The following is a 22913-nucleotide window of genomic DNA, read 5'->3' as shown; positions in this document are numbered from 1 at the left end:
CTCCGTGTTGCTCAGCCGACGACGACGCGTCGCACGCTGCTGTACCCGGCGACCTGCCGGGGCGTCGCGACCCGCTCGACCCGGACCTCCCACGTCCCTCGCGAGGCGAACCGGGCGCGGACGGAGGCCGACCCGCTGGAGGTCACGGCACCGGAGGCGAGGGTCCGCCAGGTCCTCGCCCCCACCTTGCGGGCCTGGAACCGCACGCGGGCGCCCGACTCGTAGGGCGTGGCCACGACGGTCGCCCGGACGGCCGCGCCGACCCGCGACGACGACGGGAGGCCGGTCCAGCGGACCGACGCCACCGACGTCGTCGGCCGGGACGGCGACCGGACCGAGGTGCCGGGCACGGTGCCCACGACGACGGCCCGCAGGCGACCCGTCGCGCGTTGCGAGTACCGCAGCCGCGCCACCCCGCCGGACCCGGTCTCGCCGCGGGCGACCGTCACCCACCGGTCCGAGCCGGCGGCGCGCCGCTCCACCGCGACCGCCAGACCGGACCGGGCCGCGGACGTCGTGCCGAGGGTCCGCTCGTCGCTCACGGTCACGGTGGCCGTGTGCACCGAGCCCCACCGGGAACGGTTCGGCGCCTGGAGCGTCACGGTCCGTCGTGCGTGCACGGTGACGGGTCGTTCGGTGACCGGCCCCGCCGCGTCGTGCAGCAGGATCGAGGCGCCCAGTGACGCAGTGCCGGCGGCGGTCGGCACGATCGGCCTCGTCGCGTCGAGCACGGTGACGGAGGTCTCCGGGCAGAGGTCGGGCCCCTCGGACGTCAGGTTCGCCTCGCGGAGGACCAGCCGGCAGTCGCGGACGTCCACCCCCGCGGGGATCCGGGCGCTGAGCCGGGCCGTCGTCCGCCGACCCACGACGAGAGGCGGTGCCTCCACGCGGACCTGGAAGTCGACCACGTCGACGCTCGTCGTGGCGCGCCCGACGACGACCCCCCGTGCGTCGAGCACCTCGACCGAGACCGGCGTCCTCCCGGCCGGGAGACCCGTCGTCGGCAGGGTGACCGTGCGGGAGGAGGGCTGGGTACGGTCCCGCGGGGTGTACCAGGAGAGCAGCCCGCCGGGGTGCTCCGTCGTCCGTCCTCCGACGGTGACCCGGAGGACGCCGAGGTCATCGGTCGAGGCTCGCGGCGCCTGGACCGTCGCCGTCAGGCCGGTCGGCATCCCCAGCGCGACGACCCCACTGCCGCCCGCCCGGGCGGAGACGACGGGACGGTGCGCGACGACGAGGACGCCCGTCCCGGGGTAGGACCAGTGCCCTGCTCCGTCGTGGGCCTGGACGCGCAGCCGGTAGCGGCCCTCGGGAACGGTCGTGGTGTCGAGGACGACGGAGCCCTCCGCGTACCCCGTGTCGGGATCGCTCCCCCACGAGCCGGTCGCGCTCGCCGGTGGTGGGTCGTCGGGCCCCGGCACCAGGGGCTCCAGCGTGACGGCGAGCCGCTCCCCCGCGCCTCGGCCCGGCATCCCGGCGACATGGACGACACCACCGGTGTCGAAGACCTCCGCCGCGTAGCCCGCCGTGTTCTTCGTCGGGAAGGCCTCGAGACGCTTGACCCAGGACGGCGCCACGGGCGGGTCGTAGCGCACGTACGTGCCGTAGGTGTCGAGGGACCGACCCGAGGAGGTGGCCGAGAGGTCGAGACGGGCGCCGCCGGGGTACCACGGGAACCGTCGGTCCGCCGGGTCCACGCGCCACGTGACGCGGCACGTCGCGGTGCAGGTCCCACCCCGGACGACGACCGGAGCCGGAGAGGGTGGGGTGCTGTGCTGCCACGACGGCAGGCGCAGGACCAGCGAGACGTCGGCGGCGCCGGCGCCGGTCAGCTCGGCCACGACGTCGAAGGGCCCGTCGACGACCCCGGGTGTGGCGCTGTCGGCGTTCACGACGAGCAGCGCGACGAGCGGGTCGCCGGGTTCGGAGGCCGCGCCCGGGACCACGGCCGGTCCGGCGACGAGCGCGACGGCGGTGGACAGGACGACCGACAGGCGCGCGACGGCCGACATGGCCTCCCCCTTCTCGATGCGGACGGGCGGAGCGTAACCGTCCCGGACGCTCCTGCGACGGGGAACCGCACCGATCGGACCGAGAGGCCGACGGAGGTCACCGCGGCCGCCACCCCGCCAGGTCGTGCGGCACACGGGGAGACGAGCTGGCGGGGGGACTCGAACCCCCAACCCCCTGTTTACAAGACAGGTGCGCTACCGGTTGCGCCACGCCAGCACGCGACCGGCACCCGGCCGCGGGGCCACACTCTACGCGGGAGGGCACCCCCCGCTGCCCGGGTGCTCGACGGTCCGTGAGCGATACCTCACGCGCCGTCGGGCACCCGCGGACCACCATCGGCGCGGCTCAGAGGCGGCCGTCGCGGAACTCGCGGAAGACGTCCTTCGACTCCTGGTCGAGGACGACGATCGACTGCCCATCCGAGCTCGTCCCGAAGCCGCCCTTCGCGACGTGGTGGCCGACCTTCGTGGGGTTCACCCGGAAGAACGCCGCGACGAAGGTCAGCGCCTCCTCCGCCGACAGGTCGCTCTCGGCGTGCGCGTCGACGAGGGTCATCTCCTCGGCGATGATCTCCGGCCCGGACAGCCGGGCCGCGACGGCCGCCGCGAGCAGGGTGAGCCCCTGGTGCCGCGAGCGCCCGAAGTCACCGTCCGGCAGCGACTTGCGCTCCCGCGCGTAGGCGAGCGCCTTCTCGCCGTCGAGGGTCTGCTCGCCCTTCGGCACGGTGACCGTGTCCTGGAGCACGACCTTCTTCGCGATCGTCATCGGCAGCCCGCCGGACTCGTCGACGATCTCCTCGAACCCGCCGAAACCGGTCGCGACGTACCCCTCGATCGGCAGGCCGGTGACGTCCTCGACGGCCTCGACCTGCCCCTCGCCCCCGTCGAACGCGAACGCGGCGTTGAGCTTCGCGCTGCCGCCGCCGGGCATCGGCGCCCAGATGTCGCGGGCCATCCCCAGGACGCCGCCCCCGCCCTCGCCGTCGATCCCGATGACCTGGATGGCGTCCGCGCGGGTGCCCTTCAGCGTCGTGCCGGGGCGGGCGTCGGAGCCGATGACGAGGACGAACCGCGCCTCGTCGCCGAGGTCGGCGCCCCGGTCCAGCGAGGGCCACCAGCCGCCGACGACCTCCCAGTCCGGGCCGACGGCGAGCGTCACGTCGTCGTCGTGGGTGACGACGGCGACCCGCTGCTTCTTCCAGGTCCCGAGGTGCGCCTGCGCCTCGATCCCCGTCTCGCCCTCGTACACCTCGGCGACGGCGGCGGTGAGCCGCGCGTTCGCGCCGTCGACGACGACGTCGGGCGTGGGGGTCGGCGTCGCGGTCGGCGAGGACGAGGTGGGCGCGGCGGTCGTCGCCGGCTCGGGGTCGCCGGAGCAGGCGGCCACGGACAGGACGAGGGCGGTGGTGAGCACGACGGCAGGGGTGCGCATGGCCCCAGAGGGTAGGCGGCGCCGGGAGTACCGCGGGAATCGCGGGCCCAGCGTGTCCTCAGCGTCGGTCGTCGGGGCGGTGCGGCCGGGAGGTCGTCGGTCCCTCGGCGACGGCGGCGACGTGCTCGTCGTCCCGGCGCCCGTCCTCCGGGCCCTCCGGATCCGGCTCCCCCGGGTCCCGCTCCTCGGCCTGCGCTCTCACCTCGGGCACCGCGAGCTCGATGACGTGGACCGGCACCTCGTCGACCGGGTCGACCACGATCGCCCCGGTCGGGATGCCGAACGCCGCCCCCGCCGACGTCGCGTCGGCCGCCGCCGGTCGGGCGTCCGGTGTCCGGGCGACGCCGCGCATCTTCGTGTCCCACGGCGAGGCGAGGAACTCACCGAGCACCGTGCCGGTCGCGATGGCGAGCAGGACGGCCCCGGCGCTCAGCAGCGTCGTGATACCTGACTGGAGCGACAGCAGCCCCTGCGCGGAGCCCGTCGCGACCATCTCGTAGAGACCGCGGAAGATCGTGAGACCGGGGAGCAGGCCGAACTGCGCCGGCACGACGACGACGAGCGACGGCGCCCCCATCCGCTGCCCGACGAAGCGCCCCGCGAGGCCGACGACGACGGCCGCGATACCGGTGCCGGTGATGACGCCGAACCCGAGCTCGCGGACGAGGAGGGAGACCACGACGACCCCGAGGAGGGTGAGGCCACCGGTGGGGACGATGAGCCGCCACCGGCTCTGGACCGTGACGGCCGCCGCGAGCCCGACGATGAGCGGGGCGAGCAGCGCGGGGACGATCGGCGCCTCGGAGACACGGAGGTCCAGCACCGCGGGCGAGACGAACGACGCGTCGAGCATCCGGGTGAGGTTGAGGAGGACCCCGAGCCCTGCGGCGATGCCGATGATGAGGCCTGTGAGCGAGAGGAAGACGGCGAGCAGACGACCGGCCCCCGTGAGCGGGTAGCCGAAGATCACGTCCTCGATCGCCGAGGCCATCGTGCGTCCGGGCAGCATCGCGACGATGCCGCCGGCGACGACGAAGGCGAAGTCCGGCCCGCCGAACGGGAAGAGGTCCGCGGCCCCGAGGGCGTAGAACCCGCCGGCGAGGAGGGTGGCCGTCCCGGCGTTGATCGCGTTGCCGTAGAACTCCGGCAGGTCGACGCGCTGGTGCAGCCGGTTGACGCCCTGCACGGCGAGGACGACGACGGCCGTGACGAGCGCGGCGACGATCCCGGCACCGATGAGGACGGCGACGGCCGAGGCGAGGACGGCGTTGGCGACGACGAGCGCGTTCGCCGAGAAGTTACGGCGGTGCCGCTCGATCTGGCGCAGCCGGTCCGACGCCTCCTCGACGGTGATGTCGCCCGCGACGAGGGACTGCACGAGCTGGTGGACCGCGACGAGCCGGGCGTAGTCGAAGCGGGTCCGCCGCACGACCTTGAGCAGGGTGTGTGCGCGCCCGTCGCTGCTGCGGGCCTGGGCGAGCACGGACTGCATCGTGATGTCGAGGTCGACCTTGTCGACGCCCGCCGCGGCCGCGACGGCCGCGATGCTCCCCTCGACGTGGGGGGCGCCGGCTCCGCTCCGCAGCATGATCTCGCCGACCCGCACGGCGAGCTCGAGCCCGCGGCGGACCTGGCGCTCCTCCGCAGCGGCGTCGGGGATGCGGGCGTGCCGGTACGGGGTGCGGCGGAGCAGGTCCGCCATCGGCATCGGGTCGGTCGGCATGTCCCCGCGGATGATCCGCGAGCGCCGCTGCTTGGGGGCGTTCACAGCTGGGGGACCACCTGGTCGACCCACGCCGGCGCCTGCTGGAGTGGCGCCCAGACGGGCGCGCCACGGCTCGCGGTCACGGCCAGAAGCGTAGCCGCGAGCAGGAGCAGCGCCACGACGACCACCTGTCGGACGGTCGGGTTGCGCGTGGCGCCCCGGACGAGGCTGCGGCTGCCCCGGCGCAGCGACGCCCCGCCGGGCCCCCACCAGGCGGTGAGCGCGGTGAAGACGGCCCCGGCGAGGAGCGGGACGACGCCGTCGGCACGCGTGCCGCCGCCGGACGCCTCGCCGACGACGAGCGCCCCGGCGAACATCGCGCACACCCCGACGAGCACCGGCAGGGCCGCGGTCGCGACCGTCCCGACGGCCCCGACGACGAGGTGCCACGGCGAGGAGGCGACCGCCATCGGGATGTCGCTGCCACGCGGGCCGTGGGAGTGCCGCCGCATGACGAGCGAGGTGACCGACCGGTCCGACGTGCGGGCGAGGGTCATCCACAGCAGGAGCCCGGCGAGCCCGACGAGCGGGGCGGCGGCGGTGACCCCGGCGAGCAGGGCCAGGAGGGCGAGCAGGGTCCCGCTGCGGTGCGCCTGGCCGATGCGCGGGTCGGTGGCGACCCGGACGACGTCGTCGTGGGGTCCGCGTCCGTCGGAGGGCGGCGGTGGCGGCAGCTGCTCACGGGGCGAGGACGGCTGCTCGCGCGGCGGGGGCGGCGGGTGCTCGTCGGCCCACGTCGACGAGGGCGCGGCCGCAGGCATGACGGCGGTCCGGCCACCCGCGTCGACGGCGGCCGTGTCCCGGGAGCGGCGCACCTCGATGGCCTCGGTGACGGGCTGTCCGTGGGCGTAGGTCTCCAGGGCCCGGACGATCTCGTGGTGGTGCGGCCGCTCGTCGGGCCACGGCGAGAGCGCCGCGTAGAGCAGGGGCTCGATGCGCGGGTCGACGGCGACGAGGTCGGGCTCGCCGGAGGCGACCCGCGCGAGGACGGCGTTCATCTGGCCGCGCCCGAACGGCGGGCTGCCGGAGGCGGCGAAGGCCGTCGTCGCCGCCCACCCCCACCAGTCGGTCGCCGGGGTGACGTCCTCACCGGAGACGACCTCCGGGGCGAGGTAGCCCGGCGTCCCCATGACGAGCCCCGCCGAGGTGAGCCGGACGTCGTCGACGGCGTGGGCGATGCCGAAGTCGATGAGCACGGGATCGCCGCCCACGAGGAGGACGTTTCCGGGCTTGACGTCGCGGTGGACGACGCCCGCCGAGTGGATGGCGTCGAGGGCCTCGGCGAGCCCGGCGGACACCCGGTGCAGTGCGCCGGGGTCGAGCGGACCGCGCTCCTCGACGAGGGCGTCCAGGGCCGGGCCGTCGACGTAGCGGGTCACGACGTACGGGGTCTCGCCGTCGACGTCGGCGTCGACGACCGGGGCCACCCGCGGGCTGCGGATCCGGCTCAGGGTGTCGACCTCGCGGGCCAGCCGGGCGCGGGCGTCGGGGTCGTGGGCGACGTGCGAGCGCAGCATCTTCACGGCGACGGCGCGGCCGTGGTCGTCGAGCCCGAGGTGGACCACGCCCATCCCGCCCTCGCCGAGCCGTTGGACCAGCCGGTAGCGCCCGAGCCGGCGCGTATCCTGCGCGCCGGGCGGGGTCTCGGGCCGGTGCCCGTCGACGGCGTCCGCGGTCATGACATCCACGGTAGGGGCAACGGGCGGACCCCGGGCGGTGCTCCCGGGGTGTCGCGCCCGTCCTCAGGAAGTCATCGGGAAAGGCGGGACGTCACTGGGAGATGTAGTCGCGCAGCTGGTCGCGCTCGGCCTGGAGGGTGTCGATCCGGAACTTCACGATGTCCCCGATCGACACGATCGCCTGGAGGGCGCCGTCGACGACGACGGGGACGTGCCGGATGCGGCGCTCGGTCATCTGCGTCGCGAGGTCCTCGAGGGACTCGTCCGGGTGGCTCGTGTGGACCGACGTCGTCATGATGTCGGCGACCGGGGCGTCGAGCAGGCCCGCCCCGGCGGTGTGCAGGTGCCGCACGACGTCCCGCTCGCTGACGATGCCGGCGACCGCCGTGCCGTCCTCGCTCGCGACGACGGCGCCGATCCGGTGCTCGGCGAGCAGTGCCAGCAGCTCGGAGACGGTGGCGTCGGGACGCACCGTGACGACGTCCCCACCCTTGCGCTTGACCACGTCCGCGATCTTCATGGCCCAACGGTAGGGGTCCGCGGCGGGACACGCCAGAGATGCGCCGGCCGCCGCCAGGCGCGGGACGCCGCCGGCGCGGGACGACCCTGCCTCCGGGGCCCTGCGGCTGGCATACTGGCGGGCACCACGGGCACCGACGCCCGCGGGAGCACCACCTTTACTCGGATCGTCCGGCACGTTCCTGCCGGTGAAGGAAAGGCAACGACGCCCATGGCAACTGTGAAGTTCGACGAGTCGACCCGCATCTACCCCGGGTCCGACACCCCCGCCGTCGACAAGCTCAACATCGACATCGAGGACGGCGAGTTCCTCGTCCTCGTCGGCCCCTCCGGCTGCGGCAAGTCCACCTCGCTGCGGATGCTCGCCGGCCTCGAGGAGGTCAACCAGGGCAAGATCTGGATCGGCGACCGCGACGTCACCGACCTCTCGCCCAAGGACCGCGACGTCGCGATGGTCTTCCAGAACTACGCGCTGTACCCGCACATGTCCGTCGCCGACAACATGGGCTTCGCGCTCAAGATCGCCGGTGTCGACAAGGGCGAGATCCGCAAGCGCGTCGAGGAGGCCGCGAACATCCTCGACCTCACCCAGTACCTCGAGCGCAAGCCGAAGGCCCTCTCCGGTGGCCAGCGGCAGCGTGTCGCGATGGGCCGGGCGATCGTGCGCTCCCCGCAGGTCTTCCTCATGGACGAGCCGCTGTCGAACCTCGACGCCAAGCTCCGCGTGCAGACCCGCACCCAGATCGCCTCGCTCCAGCGCCGCCTCGGGGTCACGACCGTCTACGTCACGCACGACCAGGTCGAGGCCATGACGATGGGCGACCGGATCGCCCTCCTCAAGGACGGCATCCTCCAGCAGTGCGCCACCCCGCGCGAGATGTACGACAAGCCGGCCAACCTCTTCGTCGCGGGCTTCATCGGCTCGCCGGCGATGAACCTCGTCACCGTCCCGGTCACCGCCGACGGCGCGAAGTTCGGCAACCACACCGTGTCCGTGCCCCGCGAGGGCGCGAACGACGGCGGCTCGCACGTCGTCGTCGGGGTCCGCCCCGAGGACGTCGAGCTCACGACGAACAACGACGGCCTCGAGCTGACCGTCGACGTCATCGAGGAGCTCGGCGCCGACGCGTACGTCTACGGCACGCCCACGGACCAGAACTTCACCCTCGAGGGCGGCGACGACAACCTCGCCAAGCCCTTCATCGCCCGCGTCGACGGCCGCAAGGTCCCCGCGAAGGGCGAGAAGATCTACGTCTACCCCAAGGGCCAGCACATGCACGTGTTCAACAAGGAGTCCGGCGCGCGTCTCTGACGCGTCGGCCGACTCGCCCGCAGCGACGACGCCCCGGACGAGCCACTCGTCCGGGGCGTCGCCCTGTCACCACCCCGCCCCCGTGCGGGCGCCGAAGAGCTCCGCACCGCCCACCCCACCGTCGACCCCGACCCCCACTCCCACCCCGACCCCGACCCCGACCCCAGGACGACCGATGGCCCTCGAGCTCACCGCCGCCCGGCCCGACCCGGCACTCCTCGACCTGCCCTGGCGCACCCCGCTCGAGGACTGGCCCGAGGACATCCTCGCCGCGCTCCCCCGCGGCATCTCCCGGCACGTCGTCCGGTTCGTCCGCCTCTCCGGACGGGTGCTCGCCATCAAGGAGATCAAGGACGACATCGCCCGCCGCGAGTACGAGATGCTGCGCGACCTGCGGCGCCTGCACCTGCCGACCGTCGAGCCGTTCGCCGTCGTCAGCGGACGCGTCGGGGTCGACGGCGAGCCGCTCGACGCCTGCCTCGTCACCCGGCACCTCCAGTTCTCCCTCCCCTACCGGGCCCTGTACAGCCAGTCGCTGCGCAAGGGCACGGCCACCCGGCTCATCGACGCCCTCGCCGTCCTCCTCGTCCGGCTGCACCTCACCGGGTTCTGGTGGGGCGACGTGTCGCTGTCGAACACCCTCTTCCGACGCGACGCCGGCTCCTTCGCCGCCTACCTCGTCGACGCCGAGACCGGCGAGCTGCGCAACCGGCTCAGCGACGGCCAGCGTGAGCACGACCTCGACATTGCCCGGGTCAACATCGCCGGCGAGCTGATGGACCTCGAGGCCGGCGGGCTGCTCCAGGAGGAGCGCGACCCCATCGAGGTGAGCGAGCGGATCATGACCCGCTACCGCGAGCTGTGGGCCGAGCTCACCGCCGAGGAGCACATCGTCGAGACCGAGCGCTGGCGCGTCGACGACCGCATCCGACGGCTGAACAAGATGGGCTTCGACGTCGACGAGCTCGAGATCACGACCGACTTCGACGGGACGACGATCCGGATCCAGCCGAAGGTCGTCGACTCCGGGCACCACTCCCGGCGGCTGCTGCGGCTCACCGGTCTCGACGTGCGCGAGAACCAGGCGCGGCGGCTGCTCAACGACCTCGAGGTCTTCTCCGCCGCGACGGGCCGCCAGGGCGAGGACGAGGAGATCGTCGCCCACGACTGGCTCGCCCGGGTCTACGAGCCGGTGACCCGCGGGGTGCCGGCGTCGCTGCTCGCCAAGCTCGAGCCGGCCGAGGTCTTCCACGAGGTGCTCGAGCACCGGTGGTACATGGCCGAGCGCGCCCGGCACGACGTCCCGATCACCGACGCCCTCGCCGACTACGTCGCGAAGGTGCTGCCGGGCAAGCCGGACGAGCGCGCCGTCCTCGGGGTCGACACCGAGGAGCTGCCGGTCATCGCCGACCGGAACGCCTAGGCTGCGAGCGCACCGACGAGCGCCCAGGGGGACCCCGTGACCGACCAGCCGTACCCGCCGCCGCAGCACCCGTCGGGTGGTCCGGCCGCCCCGGGACCGGCGCCCGCAGGCCCGCCCACGAACCCCTACGGCGGGCACGCCGTCGTCCCCGCCCCCGGGTACCCGTCGGCGGCCCCCGGCACGATCGGCTACGTCGAGACGCACTTCGGCCGGGTGGCGACCTTCGAGAAGCGCTTCCTCGCCTACCTCGTCGACACCCTCCTCGTCCTCGTGCCGCTCCTCGGCGTGTTCGCCGGGTTCGCGATGATGATGGCGGGGTCGGTCGCGGGCGCCGTGTCCGCGTCGGACCCGGGCTCGGGCGCAGGGGTCGTCGCGGTGCTGGCCTCCGGCGCCTTCGGCGTCATCCTGCTGTCGTACGCGGCGATGTTCGCGATCCTGCTGTGGAACCGGGTCTTCCGGATGGGCTCGACGGGCCAGAGCGTCGGCAAGTCGTGGCAGGGCATCGTGCTCATCGACGCCGTGACGGGGGTACCCATCGGGCCCGGCCGCTGCTTCCTGCGCGAGCTCGTGAGCGGGCTCGTCAACCAGGTCGTCTACCTGTCGAGCCTGTGGATGCTGTGGGACCCCGACCGGCAGACGGTGCACGACAAGGTGGTGACGTCGGCGGTCATCGAGGTCCGCCGCTGAGCAGCCGACCGGGTGCTCACGCCGGGGCGAGCAGCGTCCAGCCCGGCACGTTCCGGGCGATCGTGAACGCGACGAAGGCGACCGCGAGGGCGGCCGGCATCCACGTCGGGGGGTCCCAGCGCAGGCTGCGCCCGCGCCAGCGCGCGAGCACCCACGCGACGAAGAGCACGACGAGACCGACGTACATCGGGACGGCCAGCGGGTTCATCGCCGTGGCTCCGACGAGGTCCCCCTGGGTCAGCTCGTGGGTGGCCCGCAGCATCCCGCACCCGGGGCAGTAGATCCCGGCGAGCGCGAACGTCGGGCACAGCGGGTAGTGACCGGGGTCGTTCGGGTCGACCGCCGCGACGTAGGCCGTCCCGGCGGCGACGACGCCCGCGACCCCCGCGGGCAGCAGGAGGCGGCGCCACCGGGACGAGGTGTCCTCGGTGCGCGCCGCCTCCCGCGCCTGCGTCACGGACGTCACGGGGAGGTCGTGGACCCCGAGATCGCGGTGAGGCCGCCGAGGAAGAGCACCCAGATGAGGCTCAGGACGAGCAGCACGATGCCGATGATGCCGAGGATGCGGCCGATCTGGACGATCTGGCGGTTGCTGTACGCGCTGGGGTTGGCGTCGATCTCCTTGAGGGCGTTGTTGCCCATGATGAAGGCGACGATGCCGAGCGGGGAGCAGCAGACGATCGAGAGGATGCCGAGCACGAGCACCGTGATCCCCTTGGGGTGGTCGGTGGCCCCGCCACCCATCCCGCCGCCGGCGGGCGGGGGCGCTGCGTAGCCGCCGTCGCCGCCACCGGGCGGCGGCGGGGGCGTCGAACCGTAGTCGGACATGGTCTCCCTCTTTCACGTCGGTGGAGGGCTCACGCCCCCTGCCGGGTCCTCCCGGCGGCGCCGATCCTCCCACAGCGATCCCTCAGGAGTCCCGGGACCACGCCACATTCCGCCGGTCGGTCACCGGGGAGGTCTCCCCGGTGCGCGGCGACCCGCCGTCAGCGACGGCGGCGGGCGATCTCGTAGAGGGTGACGCCGGTCGCGATGCCCGCGTTGAGGGACTCGACGGCCGAGCTCATCGGGACCGAGACGATCTGGTCGCACGTCTCGCGGACGAGCCGGGACAGGCCCTTGCCCTCCGAGCCGACGACGACGACGAGGGGCTCCGAGGCGAGGTCGAGGTCGGGCAGGTCGACGTCGCCGTCCATGTCGAGGCCGATGACGAAGAAGCCCTCCTTACGGAAGTCCTCGAGGGCCCGGGTGAGGTTGGCCGCCTGGGCGACCGGGATGCGGGCGGCGGCCCCGGCGCTCGTCTTCCACGCGCTCGCCGTCATCCCGGCCGAGCGACGGGCGGGCACGACGACGCCGTGGCCCCCGAACGCCGCCGTGGAGCGGACGATCGCTCCGAGGTTGCGGGGGTCGGTGATCCCGTCGAGCGCGACGACGAGCGGGACGCCCGGCAGCTCCTGGTGCGACAGGTCGCGCGGGTGGGCGTACTCGTAGGGCGGCACCTGCACGGCGAGGCCCTGGTGGACCGCGTCGTCGGTGAGCCGGTCGAGCTCGCCGCGGGGGGTCTCGAGGACGGGGATGCCGCGCTGCGTGGCGATCGTCAGCGCCTCGCGGACCCGGTCGTCGGCGTCGATGCGTCCGGCGACGTACATCGTCGTGACCGGCACCTCGGCGCGCAGCGCCTCGACGACGGCGTTGCGGCCGGCGACGACCTCGCTGGAGGTGGCGCCCCGCTTCTTCGCCGAACGCGACGGGGTGCGCTTGGCGGCGGACTTCGCCGACCGGTGCGCCTTGTGGTTCGGGCGGTCGGCGGCCTTGGGCGTCGGGCCCTTGCCCTCGAGCTGCTTGCGGCGCTGCCCGCCCGAGCCGACCTGCGGGCCCTTCTTGCCGCCCTTGCGGACCGCTCCACGGCGTGCGCTGTTCCCGGCCACGTCAGTCGCCCTTCGGTCGGGCGAGGGTCCAGCGGGCCCCCGCGGCGGTGTCCTCGAGGGCGATGCCGGCGGCCGCCAGCTCGTCCCGGATGGCGTCGGCGGTATCGTAGTCGCGGGCGGCGCGGGCCGCGGACCGGGCGGTGATCCGCTCCTTGACGAGGGCGTCCAGGGCCGTCGCGGCGTCGGCCCCGCCGGTCTCGTCCTCCATCCACACCGGGTCGAGCGGGTTGACGCCGAGCACGTCCGTCATCGCGACGACCTGGTGGGCGACGGTGCGGGCGTCCTCGACGTCCCCGTCGTCGAGCGCGGTGTTTCCCGCGCGCACGGCCTGGTGGATCGCGGCGAGCGCGTCCGAGACGCCGAGGTCGTCGTCCATCGCCTCGCGGAAGTCCGCGGGCAGGTCGGCGGACCCGTCCGGCAGGAGCGACTCGACGCCGGGCAGCGCGCGCCGCAGGAACCCCTCGACCCGCTCGACGGCGGTACCGGCCTCCTCGATCGAGCCCTCGTGGTACTCGATCGTCGACCGGTAGTGCGCGGCCGTGAGGTAGTAGCGGACGGCGAGCGGGCGGTGGGCCTTGACGACCTCGCTGACCCGCAGCGAGTTGCCGAGCGACTTGCTCATCTTCTCGCCGCCGGTCGTCACCCACGCGTTGTGCAGCCAGTACCCGGCGAAGCCGAGCCCCGCCGCCCGGGACTGGGCGACCTCGTTCTCGTGGTGCGGGAAGCGCAGGTCGACCCCGCCGCCGTGGATGTCGAAGGCGTCGCCGAGGTACTTGCGGGCCATCGCCGAGCACTCGAGGTGCCAGCCGGGGCGGCCGCGTCCGTACGGCGTCGGCCAGGACGCGGTGAGCGGCTCCTCGGCCTTGCGGCCCTTCCACAGGGCGAAGTCGCGCGGGTCGCGCTTGCCCCGCGGGTCGGCGTCCTCGGCCTCGGCCATGTCCTCGACGCGCTGGTGCGTCAGCTCGCCGTACGCGGGCCAGGAGCGGACGTCGAAGTAGACGTCGCCCGACCCGTCGTCGGCCGGGTAGGCGTGCCCGGCGTCGACGAGGGTCTGCATGAGCTCGACCATCTCCGGGACGTGCCCGGTGGCGCGCGGTTCGTAGGTCGGCGGCAACACCCCGAGGGACTCCAGGGCATCGGCCGTCTCGGTCTCGTTGCGGTAGCTCAGCGCGAACCACGGCTCGCCGGCGTCGGCCGACCGCGTGAGGATCTTGTCGTCGATGTCGGTGACGTTGCGGATGAGCGTGACGTCGTAGCCGTGCCCCCGTTCGAGCCAGCGGCGCAGCACGTCGAAGGCGACGGCGAAGCGGACGTGCCCGATGTGCGGCGGCGCCTGGGTCGTGAGCCCGCAGATGTAGATCCCCGCCTTGCCGGGCACGACGGGGACGAAGTCACGCAGCTCGCGGGACAGGGAGTCGAACAGCCTGAGGGTCACCCGCGACAGGCTACCGGCGGGGCGTCGCCGCGCTCGAACCGTGCACCCCGCACCCCCGATGGCCGGCTGCCGGGGTTCCTCGCGGTCGACGGGGAAATGTCCCCGGCGAGCGCGAGCAAGCCCGGCCGTCCGCGGGCCGGCGGGCCCCTGTGGAGAACTCGACGGGCCGCGGCGGATGGTCCGGGAGGATCGCCGCCATGACCGAGGACCTTCTCGACGCGGCCGCCGGACGGCACGGCGTGCTCTGCGCCCGTGACGCGGCGGCCGCCGACGTCCATCCGTCGACGCTGGCCTCCCTCGTGCGCACCGGTCGGATCGTCCGGGTCCGCCGCGGGGCCTACGTGCTCTCCGGCCCCTGGCACGCCGCGATGCCGGACGCCCGGCTGGCCCTGCGCACCCGGGCGGTACTGCACGCCCGTGGTGTCCCGGGGGCGGCGACACACCAGAGCGCCCTGGCGGTGCACGCACTGCCCGTCCACGCCGTCCCCACGACCGTCGTGGACGCGACCGGCCCGGTCTCGCGGAACCGGACCGAGGCCGGCCTGCGCCTACACCCGCTCGCGTCGGCCCCGACCGTCGTCGACGTCGACGGCTGCCCGACGGTCGACGTGGCGACCGCCGTCGCCCAGGTGCTGCTGCGGTCCGGCCGCACGCCGGGGATCGTCGCGGCGGACGCCGCACTCCGTCGCGGGACGTCCGTCGACGCACTGCACGCGGCCGTCGCGGCTCTCGCGTCGACCACCCACGCCGCGGGGCGCGCCGGCCGGATGCTGGCCACGGCCGACCCGGCGAGCGAGTCCGTCGGCGAGACGCTCACCCGTCTGCTGCTGCGGGACCAGGGGTGGGCCGTCGAGAGCCAGGTGCGGGTGGCCGACCAGGGCGGTCACGTCGTAGCACGGGTCGACCTCCTCGTGGAGGGACGGGTCGTCGTCGAGTTCGACGGCCTCGTGAAGTACGAGGGTGCGCAGGGACGGGCTGCCCTGGCGGCCGAGAAGCGGCGTGAGGACGCCCTGAGGGCACTGGGCTACGAGGTGGTCCGCGTCGTGTGGTCCGACCTCGACCGACCGGGGCACGTCGCGCGGAGCGTCCGTGCCGCGCTCGCGAGAGCGGCCGGCCGCCCCGCTGCCCCGCGCTCGGCGCGAGGGGACCTCGACGGCCGGGCTTGCTCGCGCCGGACGGGGTAACGTCCCCGGCGAGCGCGAGCAACCCCGGCCCGAGGCTCAGCTGCCGCGCTCGATCCACTCCTGAAGGTGCGGCGTCTCGTCGCCGACGACCGTCGGGTCGCCGTGCCCGGTGAGGACCACCGTCTCGGGCGGCAGCTCGAAGAGCCGGGTGCGGATGGACTCGATGATCGTCGGGAAGTCGCTGTGGCTGCGCCCGGTGGCCCCGGGTCCGCCGTCGAACAGCGTGTCGCCGCTGAACACCACGCCGAGCGCCGGCGCGTGCAGGCAGCAGGCCCCCGGGGCGTGGCCCGGGGTGTGCAGCGTGATGAGGCCGACGTCGCCGACGGTGAAGGTCTGCCCGTCGGACAGCTCGGCCCCGGGCGGCTGGTCCTGGCTCATGTCCCACAGCACCCGGTCGTCGGGGTGGAGGTAGGACGTCGCACCGGTCGCCGCACACAGCTCGGCGACCGCGTTGACGTGGTCGTTGTGCCCGTGCGTGCACACGACGGCGACGACCTCGCGCCCCGCGACCGCCTCGAGGATCGCGGACGCGTCGTGCGCGGCGTCGACGACGAGCACCTGCCGGTCGTCGCCGACGAGCCACACGTTGTTGTCGACCTCCCAGGACCCGCCGTCGAGCTCGAAGGTCCCCGAGGTGACGACCCGCTCGACCCGGACGCCTCCGGGGGTGGTCGGGACGTCCTTGCCGATGTCGGTCGTGCTCACTTCGACCCCTCCATGACGACGACGGAGCGCAGGACGTCCCCGCCGTGCATCTTCTCGAACGCGGCCTCGACGTCGGCGATGCCGATGCGCTCGGTGACGAACGCGTCGAGGTCGAAGCGGCCCTGCCGGTAGAGGTCGACGAGCATCGGGAAGTCGCGCGAGGGCAGGCAGTCGCCGTACCAGCTGGACTTCAGCGCCCCGCCGCGGCCGAAGATGTCGATCATCGGCAGGGTGACCTGCTTGTCCGGCGTCGGCACGCCGACGAGCACGACGGTGCCGGCGAGGTCGCGGGCGTAGAACGCCTGCTCGTAGGTCTCGGGTCGCCCGACGGCCTCGACGACGACGTCCGCGCCGAACCCGCCGGTGAGGGCGCGGATCGCCTCGATCGGGTCCTCGGTCGAGGCGTCGACGGTGTGCGTCGCGCCGAACTGCTTCGCCGTCTCGAGCTTCCTGGCGTCGACGTCGACGGCGATGATCGTCGTCGCGCCGGCGATCCGGGAGCCCGCGATCGCGGCGTCGCCCACCCCGCCGCAGCCGATGACGGCGACCGAGTCGCCCCGGGTGACGCCGCCGGTGTTGACGGCCGCGCCGAAGCCGGCCATGACGCCGCAGCCGAGGAGGCCGACGGCCGCCGCGTCGGCGTCCTCGACCTTCGTGCACTGGCCCGCGGCGACGAGCGTCTTCTCGACGAAGGCCCCGATGCCGAGCGCCGGGGAGAGCTCCGTGCCGTCGGTGAGCGTCATCTTCTGGGTCGCGTTGTGGGTCGCGAAGCAGTACTGCGGCTCGCCCTTGGCGCAGGCCCGGCACTCGCCGCACACCGCACGCCAGTTGAGGATGACGAAGTCGCCGGGCGCGACCTCCGTGACGCCCTCGCCGACCGCCTCGACCCGTCCGGCCGCCTCGTGGCCGAGGAGGAACGGGAACTCGTCGTTGATGCCGCCCTCGCGGTAGTGCAGGTCGGTGTGGCACACCCCGCACGCCTCGACCGCGACGACCGCCTCGCCCGGCCCGGGGTCGGGGACGACGACGTCGACGAGCTCGACGGGGGCGCCCTTGGAACGGGCGACGACTCCCTTGACGGTCTGGGACATGGGGCTCCTCCTGCCGAGGCGACGGTGCTGACCCCCGCAACGCTAGTCGCCGCTCGCGCCCGACGGTCCGGCGCCGCCCCGACGGCTCCGGCACGCCCCGGCCCCGCGCGGCGTACCTCGTCCGAGCGCCCTTTCCGCCGAGGAAAACGGACGTACCCTGGGGACATGCCCCACGCGGTGTTCGACGACGTCATCCACGAGCCGCACCGGCTGCAGATCTGCGCCTACCTCGTCCCCGCCGGTCGCGAGTTCGCCGTCGTCCGCGACGAGGTCGGCCTGTCCGACTCCGCGCTGTCCAAGCACCTCAAGGTGCTCACCGCCCGCGGGTACACCCGCCTCGACCGGGCACCCCGGGACGGTCACCAGGTGACGACCGTCGTCCTCACCGCCGCCGGCCGTGAGGCCCTGTGCGGGCACGTCGCGGAGTTGCAGCGGATGGCCCGGATCGTCGGCCCGGACCGCCGCAGCACCACCGCCCGGTCCCGCTGACTCCCGCCCTGTCGCGAGGTGACCGGAGGCGCCGACGTCCGGCACGTCACGTCGGCTCGTCGTGCCGGACCCGCCGATCGGCCCCTCGGTACGCTCGACCGATGCGGCTGCGCGAGGGTGTCCGGGGCCTCGTCGTCGACGACGCGGGGTGGATCCTGCTCGTCCGGTTCGACTGGGCAGGGCTCCGCCCGACAGGCGGGTTCTGGGCCAACCCCGGCGGCGGTGTGGAACGGGGTGAGACACGGGTGGATGCACTCCGGCGGGAGCTGCGCGAGGAGGTTGGGCTCACCGTCGACGCGCTGGGCCCGGAGGTGTGGACCAAGACCGCCCTGTTCCCGATGGGCGGCTGGGACGGGCAGGTCGATCATGTCCACCTCGTGCAGGTGCCCCACTTCGACCCGTGCCCCGACCTGACCGCCGACCAGCTGCGGGACGAGAACGTGCACGAGGTCCGCTGGTGGAGCCCCGAGGAGATCGCGACCTCGGACGCGGTCTTCGCGCCCCGCGACCTCCCCCGGCTCGTCCGCGAGCTCGACACCCATGGCGTGCCACCCGAGCCGGTGCGGATCACGGGCTTCTGACCACCGAGGTGACGCGACGCGCCGAGGTCCTCGCCCGAGGCCCGGCGTGTCGTGCCGCCGCGAGAGCGAGGTGGCGGGGCGACGTCAGGCGACGGGGACGACGAGGGCGGTCGCGACGGCGGCGGCGCCCTCACCCCGGCCGGTGAGCCCGAGCCCGTCGGTCGTCGTGCCGCTCACCGACACCGGCGCCCCGACGGCCTCCGAGAGCACCGCCTCCGCCTCGGCGCGCCGGGTGCCGACCGTGGGCCGGTTGCCGACGACCTGGACCGCGACGTTGCCGATGTCGAAGCCGGCCTCCCGGACCAGCCGGGCGGCCTCGGCGAGCAGCGTCGCCCCGGACGCCCCGGCGAGCTCGGGTCGTCCGGTCCCGAAGTGCGCCCCGAGGTCCCCGATCCCGGCGGCCGAGAAGAGGGCGTCGCAGCAGGCGTGGGCCGCGACGTCGGCGTCCGAGTGCCCGTCGAGGCCGCGCTCCCCCGGCCAGTGCAGCCCGGCGACCCACAGCTCCCGGACGGACCCCTCGGGGGCGAGGGCGTGCACGTCGACCCCGACCCCCACCCTCGGCAGCACCGTCACGTCGGCATCCAACCACGGGCCGGACCCCGGGCGCCCACGACCGGGTGCCCGCCGGCCCCGGTCACGGGTGGTCCCGTCCCGCGACGAGCCGGGTGGCCCGCTCCAGGTCCTCCGGCGTCGTCACCTTGAAGGCGAGCGCGTCCCCCTCGACGACGAGCACGCGGTGACCTGTCCGCTCCACGAGCGCGGCGTCGTCGGTGGCGACCTGCCCGCTCGCGTGCGCGGCCCGCAGCAGGGCGAGCGGGAAGCCCTGGGGCGTCTGTACGGCCCGCAGCCCGGCGCGGTCGGGCGTCCCGGTGACGAAACCGCCCGCGTCCACGGTCTTCACGGTGTCGACGACGGCGAGCCCCGGGACGACCCCGTCGGCGCCGGCCCGCACGGCCGCGACGACGCGCTCGAAGACCGCCAGCGGGGTGAGGCAGCGGGCGGCGTCGTGGACGAGGACGACGTCGCAGCCGTCGTCGACGGCGGCGAGGCCCGCGGCCACCGACCCGCTGCGGTCCGCGGCCCCCTCGACGACCCGCAGCGCCGGTGGCGGTTCGACCCCGCGCCAGCCCGCCCCGGCCGGGTCCCCCATGCCCGCGGGGGCGACGACGACGAGCGAGCGCAGACCGGGCAGCGCGGCGGCGGTGGCGAGCGCGTGACCGAGCATCGGGCGCCCCCCGACGTCGACGAACGCCTTGGGGACGTCGGCGCCGAGCCGCTGCCCGGACCCGGCCGCGACGACGACGACGCCCACGCCGCGGGGTGCGGCGTGGGCGTCGTCGGTCACGTCAGTGGGTGCCGTCCCCGGCGGGGACGCGGGGCATCAGGACGCGAGGACCTCGTCGAGGCGGCTCTCGGCCTTCTCCTCGTCGGTCTTCTCGGCGAGCGCGAGCTCGGAGACGAGGATCTGGCGGGCCTTGGCCAGCATCCGCTTCTCACCCGCGGACAGGCCACGGTCCTTGTCGCGGCGCCACAGGTCACGGACGACCTCGGCGACCTTGATGACGTCGCCCGAGGCGAGCTTCTCGAGGTTGGCCTTGAAGCGGCGCGACCAGTTGGTCGGCTCCTCGGCGTACGGGGTGCGCAGCACCTCGAAGACCTTGTCGAGGCCGGCCTTGTCGACGACGTCGCGGACGCCGACGAGGTCGCAGTTCTCGGCGGGAACCTCGATGACGAGGTCGCCCTGCGCGACCTTGAGCTTGAGGTAGAGCTTCTCCTCTCCGCGGATCGTGCGGGTGTTGATCTCCTCGATCCGTGCAGCACCGTGGTGCGGGTACACGACCGTTTCGCCGACCTTGAAAACCATGTGGTGTTGTCCCCTTTCGCGACGAGAAGTCTACCACGCAGGAGCGGTCGCACCCAATGCGGAAGAGCATCGTTTTCGCAGGTCAGAGGCTTGTGTGAGCGCAGTCTGAGAGGAAACTGGGTCTTGACAGACCCCCTCCCGGCGTGCATCGCGCGGGCGCCCGGGCGCCCCCCGCGGACAGGTCGTGGACGACTCCCGGACGGCTCCCGGACGGCTCGTGGGCCCCGGTCGCGGCCCTCGCTGCGGCACCGGTGGGACCGCCGCTATCCTGGCCGCGTGACGAACCGCGCCACCACCTCCCTCCGCCTGGGCACCGTCGCCGGGGCCGCCCTCCTCGCGAGCGGATGCGCGGTGTTCTCCCCCGTGCAGACCGACCTCCCGTACATCCCGGCCGACGGCAGCGACCTCACGATGCCCGGCCTGGACCTGCGCAACCTCGTCGTCGTCGGCGAGGGCGAGGGCGAGCCGGGGGTGCTCGTCGGACAGGTCGTCAACCAGGGCCCCGAGGCCGTCGAGATCCAGTTCGGCCTCGAGGGCGCCACGCCGGTCACCGCGTCGGTGCCGGCCTTCACCGGCGACGCCCTCAACGACGGCGGCGCGACGATCCGGCTCGACTCGGTGCCCTCGGCCCCCGGGACCATCGTCACCCTCGCGGTCGTGACGGCGGAGGGCGGCCAGAACGTCGTCTCCGTCCCCGTCCTGCCGCCGGACCTCTACTACGCCGAGTACGAGCCCGAGCCGCTGCCCACCCCTGAACCGTCGGCGACCCCCGAGGCGTCGGCGACCCCCGGGGCGGACGCGCCGCCCGAGCCGAGCGCCTCCCCCTCGACCGAGGGCTGACCCCGAGGGCTGACCCCGGGGGACGAGGCCCTCAGGCCTCGAACTTGTAGCCGAGCCCCCGCACGGTGAGGATGTGCGCCGGCGCGCCCGGGTCGTCCTCGACCTTGGCCCGCAGCCGCTTGATGTGGACGTCGAGCGTCTTGGTGTCGCCGACGTAGTCGCTGCCCCACACCCGGTCGATGAGCTGCCCCCGTGTGAGCACCCGCCCGGCGTTGCGCAGCAGCATCTCGAGCAGCTCGAACTCCTTGAGCGGGAAGGACGTCGCCGAGCCCCGCACGCTGACGACGTGCCGCTCGACGTCCATCCGCACCGGGCCGGCCTCGACCGTCGTCGGCAGCAGCTCCTCGGGCTCGGTGCCGCGGCGCAGCACCGCCTTGATCCGGGCGAGCAGCTCGCGGGAGGAGTACGGCTTCGTCACGTAGTCGTCCGCGCCGAGCTCGAGGCCGACGACCTTGTCGATCTCGCTGTCCTTCGCGGTGAGCATGATGACCGGCACGTTGGATCGCTGCCGCAGCGCGCGGCACACGTCGACGCCGGACAGCCCCGGGAGCATGAGGTCGAGCAGGACGAGGTCGGCCCCGTCGGCGTCGAACTCGGTCAGTGCGTCGTTGCCGTTGTCGGCGACGGTGACGTCGTAGCCCTCCTTGTCGAGGAGGTAGGACAGGGGGTCCGAGAAGGACTCCTCGTCCTCGACGATCAGGATGCGGGTCATGCGATGCTCTCTCCTCGATGGGTGGTGACCATCCCGGCGTGCGGGTCGGCCCCTGGCCCGTCGACGGCGTCCGGCGCCGCGACGGGAAGCGTGATGGTGAAGGTGGACCCCCGGCCCTCCTCGCTCCACACGGTGACCTCGCCACCGTGGTTCGCGCAGATGTGCTTGACGATCGCGAGGCCGAGCCCGGTGCCCCCGGTGGCCCGCGAGCGCGCGGCGTCGACGCGGTAGAACCGCTCGAAGATCCGCTCCTGCTCCGCGAGCGGGATCCCCTGGCCCTGGTCGGTCACCGCGATCTCGACCCGGTCCCCGACCCGGCGCACCCCGACGCCGACGCGGGTCCCGGCGTCGCTGTAGTTCACCGCGTTGGCGAGCAGGTTGGCGACGGCCGTCACGAGCAGCTCGGCGTCGCCGAAGACCCGCACGTCCGGGGCGGGCACGATGTGGACCTCGATGCCCCGGGCCCCGGCGGCGACCTCGACCCGGTCGCCGGCCTCGGTGAGGACGGAGCCGACGTCGACGAGCTCGGGCTCGTGCAGGGTGTCGGCCACCTGGAGGCGGGAGAGGTCGACGATCTCCTGGACCAGCCGCCCGAGCCGCGTGGACTCGACCTGGATGCGGGCCGCGAAGCGGGCGACGGCCTCGGGGTCGTCCTTGGCGTCCAGGACGGCCTCGGCGAGCAGCGCGATCCCGCCGACCGGCGTCTTCAGCTCGTGGCTCACGTTGGCGACGAAGTCCCGCCGGACCTCCTCGACCCGCCGGGCCTGGGTGTGGTCCTCGGCGAGGACGAGGACGTGGGCGACGCCGAGGGCGGCCACCCGCACCCGCATGACGGCGCTGGCGTCCGGGACGGGACCGCGGGCGAGGTCGAGCTCGGCCTCGCGGATCACCCCGTCGCGGCGCGCCTGGCGCGCGAGGTGGCGGACCTCGTCGTGGACCAGCTCGCCGTGCCGCACGAGGCCGTAGGTGACGGCCGAGGCCGAGCTCGTGACGACGGCGTCGGAGGCGTCGACGACGATCGCGATCGAGCGCAGCACCGACAGGACGTCGCCGACGCCCCGGGGCAGCTCGGCCTCCTCGGGCTCGGGCGCCTCGTTCATGCTGCGCTCGGACCACCGGCTCGCGAGCATCGCCGCGACACCGATGACGAGGCCCGCGGCACCACCCAGCGCCGCGGCGATCGTCACATCCACGACAGCCAGCGTACGGTGGGCCGGGAGCGGGGGCCGACCATCTGCGGCTCCGCGTCCGGCCT

At 74.1% G+C, this 22913-nt stretch carries 23 protein-coding genes and 1 tRNA gene; 7 read left to right on the top strand and 17 right to left on the bottom strand.

Going from position 1 to position 22913, the window contains the following annotated elements:
- Nucleotides 1-11: 11 nt before the first annotated feature.
- The 6 genes from KC207_RS01395 to KC207_RS01370 form a co-directional block, all read right to left on the bottom strand.
- Nucleotides 12-2012: a hypothetical protein gene (locus KC207_RS01395; RefSeq protein WP_211601099.1), complete on the bottom strand. Its 2001-nt coding sequence runs from the start codon at nucleotides 2010-2012 to the stop codon at nucleotides 12-14.
- Between the two features lie 144 nt (nucleotides 2013-2156).
- Nucleotides 2157-2229 (bottom strand) — tRNA-Thr (locus KC207_RS01390).
- A gap of 129 nt (nucleotides 2230-2358) precedes the next feature.
- Nucleotides 2359-3444, bottom strand: a complete 1086-nt coding sequence (locus KC207_RS01385) for an LCP family protein (protein ID WP_211601098.1) — start codon at nucleotides 3442-3444, stop codon at nucleotides 2359-2361.
- Between the two features lie 58 nt (nucleotides 3445-3502).
- Nucleotides 3503-5212 (bottom strand): threonine/serine exporter family protein, encoded by a 1710-nt coding sequence (locus KC207_RS01380; protein ID WP_211601097.1) that lies wholly within the window; start codon nucleotides 5210-5212, stop codon nucleotides 3503-3505.
- Nucleotides 5209-6888: a serine/threonine-protein kinase gene (locus tag KC207_RS01375; protein ID WP_211601096.1), complete on the bottom strand. Its 1680-nt coding sequence runs from the start codon at nucleotides 6886-6888 to the stop codon at nucleotides 5209-5211. The genes KC207_RS01380 and KC207_RS01375 overlap by 4 nt, the downstream gene beginning before the upstream one ends.
- A gap of 91 nt (nucleotides 6889-6979) precedes the next feature.
- Nucleotides 6980-7408: a CBS domain-containing protein gene (locus KC207_RS01370; protein ID WP_211601095.1), complete on the bottom strand. Its 429-nt coding sequence runs from the start codon at nucleotides 7406-7408 to the stop codon at nucleotides 6980-6982.
- 210 nt (nucleotides 7409-7618) lie between these two features.
- Here KC207_RS01370 and KC207_RS01365 point away from each other — a divergent pair, with 210 nt between their 5' ends.
- The 3 genes from KC207_RS01365 (at nucleotide 7619) to KC207_RS01355 (ending at nucleotide 10829) form a co-directional block, all read left to right on the top strand.
- Nucleotides 7619-8719 (top strand): ABC transporter ATP-binding protein, encoded by a 1101-nt coding sequence (locus KC207_RS01365; protein ID WP_211601094.1) that lies wholly within the window; start codon nucleotides 7619-7621, stop codon nucleotides 8717-8719.
- 175 nt (nucleotides 8720-8894) lie between these two features.
- On the top strand, nucleotides 8895-10142 hold the full coding sequence (locus tag KC207_RS01360) for a DUF4032 domain-containing protein (protein WP_211601093.1): 1248 nt from the start codon (nucleotides 8895-8897) through the stop codon (nucleotides 10140-10142).
- Nucleotides 10143-10178: 36 nt separating this feature from the next.
- Nucleotides 10179-10829 (top strand): RDD family protein, encoded by a 651-nt coding sequence (locus tag KC207_RS01355; protein ID WP_211601092.1) that lies wholly within the window; start codon nucleotides 10179-10181, stop codon nucleotides 10827-10829.
- A gap of 16 nt (nucleotides 10830-10845) precedes the next feature.
- Here KC207_RS01355 and KC207_RS01350 read toward each other — a convergent pair whose 3' ends face one another.
- The 4 genes from KC207_RS01350 to cysS all read right to left on the bottom strand — a co-directional run bounded on the left by KC207_RS01350 (nucleotide 10846) and on the right by cysS (nucleotide 14192).
- The gene (locus KC207_RS01350; RefSeq protein WP_211601091.1) at nucleotides 10846-11295 is read right to left on the bottom strand and encodes a DUF2752 domain-containing protein; all 450 of its coding nucleotides are present in this window, start codon (nucleotides 11293-11295) and stop codon (nucleotides 10846-10848) included.
- On the bottom strand, nucleotides 11292-11657 hold the full coding sequence (locus KC207_RS01345; RefSeq protein WP_211601090.1) for a DUF4190 domain-containing protein: 366 nt from the start codon (nucleotides 11655-11657) through the stop codon (nucleotides 11292-11294). Before KC207_RS01345 ends, KC207_RS01350 begins: the two co-directional genes overlap by 4 nt.
- Nucleotides 11658-11815: 158 nt before the next feature.
- The gene (rlmB, locus tag KC207_RS01340) at nucleotides 11816-12757 is read right to left on the bottom strand and encodes a 23S rRNA (guanosine(2251)-2'-O)-methyltransferase RlmB (RefSeq protein ID WP_211601089.1); all 942 of its coding nucleotides are present in this window, start codon (nucleotides 12755-12757) and stop codon (nucleotides 11816-11818) included.
- A gap of 1 nt (nucleotide 12758) precedes the next feature.
- Complete coding sequence (cysS, locus tag KC207_RS01335) at nucleotides 12759-14192, bottom strand: cysteine--tRNA ligase (RefSeq protein WP_211601088.1); 1434 nt, start codon at nucleotides 14190-14192, stop codon at nucleotides 12759-12761.
- 197 nt (nucleotides 14193-14389) lie between these two features.
- On the opposite strand from cysS, the gene KC207_RS01330 reads away from it, so the two are divergent.
- A complete protein-coding gene (locus KC207_RS01330) occupies nucleotides 14390-15376 on the top strand; it encodes a type IV toxin-antitoxin system AbiEi family antitoxin domain-containing protein (protein WP_211601087.1) in 987 nt (328 codons plus the stop codon).
- A 36-nt stretch (nucleotides 15377-15412) separates the two neighbouring features.
- On the opposite strand, the gene KC207_RS01325 is transcribed toward KC207_RS01330, so the two are convergent.
- Both KC207_RS01325 and KC207_RS01320 read right to left on the bottom strand, forming a co-directional pair.
- A complete protein-coding gene (locus tag KC207_RS01325; protein WP_249138476.1) occupies nucleotides 15413-16081 on the bottom strand; it encodes an MBL fold metallo-hydrolase in 669 nt (222 codons plus the stop codon).
- Entirely contained in the window at nucleotides 16078-17172 is a 1095-nt protein-coding gene (locus KC207_RS01320; protein WP_211601086.1) for an S-(hydroxymethyl)mycothiol dehydrogenase, read from the bottom strand. The genes KC207_RS01325 and KC207_RS01320 overlap by 4 nt, the downstream gene beginning before the upstream one ends.
- A gap of 165 nt (nucleotides 17173-17337) precedes the next feature.
- Between KC207_RS01320 and KC207_RS01315 the strand changes: the two genes are divergently transcribed.
- Nucleotides 17338-17661, top strand: coding sequence for a transcriptional regulator (locus tag KC207_RS01315; RefSeq protein ID WP_211601085.1), 324 nt, complete (start codon nucleotides 17338-17340; stop codon nucleotides 17659-17661).
- Between the two features lie 101 nt (nucleotides 17662-17762).
- Nucleotides 17763-18242 carry an NUDIX domain-containing protein gene (locus KC207_RS01310; RefSeq protein ID WP_211601084.1) on the top strand — a complete coding sequence of 160 codons (480 nt, stop codon included), beginning with the start codon at nucleotides 17763-17765 and terminating at the stop codon, nucleotides 18240-18242.
- An 84-nt stretch (nucleotides 18243-18326) separates the two neighbouring features.
- Here KC207_RS01310 and ispF read toward each other — a convergent pair whose 3' ends face one another.
- From ispF to KC207_RS01295, 3 genes are all read right to left on the bottom strand, one after another.
- The gene (gene ispF / locus KC207_RS01305; protein WP_211601083.1) at nucleotides 18327-18815 is read right to left on the bottom strand and encodes a 2-C-methyl-D-erythritol 2,4-cyclodiphosphate synthase; all 489 of its coding nucleotides are present in this window, start codon (nucleotides 18813-18815) and stop codon (nucleotides 18327-18329) included.
- A 61-nt stretch (nucleotides 18816-18876) separates the two neighbouring features.
- Nucleotides 18877-19587 (bottom strand): 2-C-methyl-D-erythritol 4-phosphate cytidylyltransferase, encoded by a 711-nt coding sequence (ispD, locus tag KC207_RS01300; RefSeq protein ID WP_249138475.1) that lies wholly within the window; start codon nucleotides 19585-19587, stop codon nucleotides 18877-18879.
- A gap of 36 nt (nucleotides 19588-19623) precedes the next feature.
- Nucleotides 19624-20106, bottom strand: coding sequence for a CarD family transcriptional regulator (locus KC207_RS01295; RefSeq protein ID WP_211601082.1), 483 nt, complete (start codon nucleotides 20104-20106; stop codon nucleotides 19624-19626).
- A 276-nt stretch (nucleotides 20107-20382) separates the two neighbouring features.
- Between KC207_RS01295 and KC207_RS01290 the strand changes: the two genes are divergently transcribed.
- Nucleotides 20383-20946, top strand: a complete 564-nt coding sequence (locus KC207_RS01290; protein WP_211601081.1) for a hypothetical protein — start codon at nucleotides 20383-20385, stop codon at nucleotides 20944-20946.
- A 31-nt stretch (nucleotides 20947-20977) separates the two neighbouring features.
- Here the strand turns inward: KC207_RS01290 and KC207_RS01285 are convergent, their stop codons facing one another.
- Nucleotides 20978-21658 (bottom strand): response regulator, encoded by a 681-nt coding sequence (locus KC207_RS01285; protein WP_211601080.1) that lies wholly within the window; start codon nucleotides 21656-21658, stop codon nucleotides 20978-20980.
- On the bottom strand, nucleotides 21655-22851 hold the full coding sequence (locus KC207_RS01280) for a sensor histidine kinase (RefSeq protein ID WP_211601079.1): 1197 nt from the start codon (nucleotides 22849-22851) through the stop codon (nucleotides 21655-21657). The genes KC207_RS01285 and KC207_RS01280 overlap by 4 nt, the downstream gene beginning before the upstream one ends.
- Nucleotides 22852-22913 lie beyond the last annotated feature (62 nt).

Source organism: Phycicoccus avicenniae (genome assembly GCF_018139485.1).
GTDB classification, from domain to species: domain Bacteria; phylum Actinomycetota; class Actinomycetes; order Actinomycetales; family Dermatophilaceae; genus Phycicoccus; species Phycicoccus avicenniae.
Note: the sequence above shows the minus strand (reverse complement) of the source record. Positions and strands in the feature narration are given on the sequence as shown.

Excerpts from the sequence above, each read along its gene's own strand:
- KC207_RS01395 (WP_211601099.1), bottom strand. The coding sequence starts at position 2,012 with ATGTCGGCCGTCGCGCGCCTGTCGGTCGTCCTGTCCACCGCCGTCGCG.
- KC207_RS01385 (WP_211601098.1), bottom strand. The coding sequence starts at position 3,444 with ATGCGCACCCCTGCCGTCGTGCTCACCACCGCCCTCGTCCTGTCCGTG.
- KC207_RS01375 (WP_211601096.1), bottom strand. The coding sequence starts at position 6,888 with ATGACCGCGGACGCCGTCGACGGGCACCGGCCCGAGACCCCGCCCGGC.
- KC207_RS01370 (WP_211601095.1), bottom strand. The coding sequence starts at position 7,408 with ATGAAGATCGCGGACGTGGTCAAGCGCAAGGGTGGGGACGTCGTCACG.
- KC207_RS01365 (WP_211601094.1), top strand. The coding sequence starts at position 7,619 with ATGGCAACTGTGAAGTTCGACGAGTCGACCCGCATCTACCCCGGGTCC.
- KC207_RS01360 (WP_211601093.1), top strand. The coding sequence starts at position 8,895 with ATGGCCCTCGAGCTCACCGCCGCCCGGCCCGACCCGGCACTCCTCGAC.
- KC207_RS01345 (WP_211601090.1), bottom strand. The coding sequence starts at position 11,657 with ATGTCCGACTACGGTTCGACGCCCCCGCCGCCGCCCGGTGGCGGCGAC.
- KC207_RS01330 (WP_211601087.1), top strand. The coding sequence starts at position 14,390 with ATGACCGAGGACCTTCTCGACGCGGCCGCCGGACGGCACGGCGTGCTC.
- KC207_RS01320 (WP_211601086.1), bottom strand. The coding sequence starts at position 17,172 with ATGTCCCAGACCGTCAAGGGAGTCGTCGCCCGTTCCAAGGGCGCCCCC.
- KC207_RS01315 (WP_211601085.1), top strand. The coding sequence starts at position 17,338 with ATGCCCCACGCGGTGTTCGACGACGTCATCCACGAGCCGCACCGGCTG.
- KC207_RS01310 (WP_211601084.1), top strand. The coding sequence starts at position 17,763 with ATGCGGCTGCGCGAGGGTGTCCGGGGCCTCGTCGTCGACGACGCGGGG.
- KC207_RS01295 (WP_211601082.1), bottom strand. The coding sequence starts at position 20,106 with ATGGTTTTCAAGGTCGGCGAAACGGTCGTGTACCCGCACCACGGTGCT.
- KC207_RS01285 (WP_211601080.1), bottom strand. The coding sequence starts at position 21,658 with ATGACCCGCATCCTGATCGTCGAGGACGAGGAGTCCTTCTCGGACCCC.